Raw genomic sequence first — 1,959 nt, forward strand, 5'->3', positions numbered from 1 at the left:
CGGGCGGCAGCGCGTCCGCGACGCTGGCGCTGCTCGCGGCCGGCCTGCCCGACGCGCCCGGCACGGTCCTCGGCCACGGCACGGGCGCCGGCGAGCGGCTCCTCGCCGTCACCTTCAACGACCTGACCAAGGGGGGCCGCGACGAGGCCGAGCTCGAACGGGCGGGCCTCATCGCCGAGAACCCCCGCCTCCACCACGTCGTCGTCGCGGGCGGTTCGGAGGCCCTGCCGTACGCGGACCTCGACGGGCCCCTCACGGACGAGCCGGGGCCCGCGCTGATCAGCGCGGCGCGGCACAAGCGGCGGCTCGCGGCGGGCAGCGCCGACCACCTGACGGGCGCGGGCGCGAGGCAGGTGCTCGACGCGCACCCCGCGCGCCTGGCGGACCTGCTGCTCGACCGCCGCAGACGCCATCTCCTGCACCCCGTGGCCGAACTCGCCCGCTCCGAAGGCGCCTCCCCGTCCTCCCTCTTCGTGCCGCTGACCCTCTACCGCGCCGCGCGCCGCCTCGCCCGCACCCCGTACCGCACCGGCATGGAGGACGCGGCGGCCCGACTGCCCGAGGCGAACAGGACGGCCCTGCCGCACGGTTACGGCGGCCCGGTGGCCGCCTCCCTCGCCGCCCTGACCTGGTCCCGGCCGGGCCCGGCCGCCCGCTGGCTGACCGGCGAGGCGCTCGCGCAGGTCTCCCAGCGGCTCCACCTCGCGGCCACCCGGCCCACCTCCGTGCAGCGCCCGGGCGAGGCCCGCGCCCGGGCCGCCCTCGCCCGCTACGCGGCCGACCACCGTGTTTTCGAGCAGGCGGCGGAGATCCGCAGCCAGCGGCTGCACGCGCCGTTCCTCGACAACCAGGTCGTCCGCGCCTGCCGCGAACTGCCGGAAGCACTGCGGGTGCAGCCCGACGCGCGGGCCGAGGTCCTGCGCACGGTCCTCGCCGGAACCGGCATCCACGACCTGCCGCCGGGCTGGGGCGCCACCTCGCGCGCGACCTACGCGGCCGTCAACCGGGTGGGTCTGCGTTCGGCCATAGGGGAGCTGGTCGACCTGTTCGACGCGCCCCTCCTCGCCGACGCGGGCCTCATCGAGGCGCGCGTCGTGCGCAAGGCGCTGCGCGCGGCGGCGGACGGCGAGGCGGTGCCGCTGGACGGCCTGGCCGACCTCGTCTCCACGGAGTTGTGGCTGCGCCGCCTGCTCTCGCGCCGCGGCACCTGCTGGACGGGCACCGCGGCGCCGCGCCGCCGGGCGGTGGCGGGCGGGGTCGTCCCGAGGCCGACGCTGCGGGCCTGAGGGCCGGTTCCCGCCACGGGGGCCCGAAGCCCGCGCCCGGTCGCCCGCTCAGCCGCAGCTGATGCGGGCCTGCGCCCAGTCCCCGATCGCGACCGCGCCGAGTGGCGTCACCGGCCGCACCACCAGCCGGATGGTCCGCTGCCCCGCGAGGGGCACTGACACGGGGACCGCCGGACGGCCCGCGCGCACGACGGGCGACGTCCACAGCGGCCCGGAGTCGCCGTAGACCGAGAAGCGCAGCGCACCGAGGCCGAGGGTCGCGTCGTCGACACCGACCGACGCCCGGTAGGTGGTGCAGGGCCGGTTGAGGTCGATGGTCGCGCTGCCCGGGCCGTGCATGCTGACGCCGCTGCCGTAGTGCGTCCCGGCGACCGACATGCGGTGCCGCTGCCAGAGCCGGCCGGCCGAGGCGAGCCGGATCTCCGGCTTCGTGCCGTCGCCTTGTGCCGCGTAGAGCAGCTGGTCGACGGGGAATTCGGCCGGCGGCGGAGGGGGAGGCGGGGGCGACGGCGGTGCGGACGTGCGGCTCGGCGACGGCGCCCGGGGCGTGGACGGCGGCGACGGGGTGGCGGGCGCCGGCGCGTGCGGTGCCGGGGTGGCGTGATGGGACGGGGAGGGCGACGCCGGGTGCGGCTTCGGAGCGGGCGCCTTGGCGTCGGGGGCCGGGGGCGCC

2 protein-coding genes are annotated in these 1,959 nt (G+C 78.6%); one reads left to right on the top strand and one right to left on the bottom strand.

The features are described 5' to 3' along the window. A partial coding sequence (locus L1885_RS27730) for an asparagine synthase-related protein (RefSeq protein WP_235799895.1) occupies positions 1-1,286 on the top strand: 1,286 nt, incomplete at its 5' end. Positions 1,287-1,334: 48 nt separating this feature from the next. On the opposite strand, the gene L1885_RS27735 is transcribed toward L1885_RS27730, so the two are convergent. Beyond that, the coding region (locus L1885_RS27735) for an NPCBM/NEW2 domain-containing protein (RefSeq protein WP_235799896.1) at positions 1,335-1,959 on the bottom strand (625 nt) is incomplete at its 5' end.

It is taken from the genome of Streptomyces fuscigenes (assembly GCF_021556455.1).
GTDB classification, from domain to species: Bacteria; Actinomycetota; Actinomycetes; order Streptomycetales; family Streptomycetaceae; genus Streptomyces; species Streptomyces fuscigenes.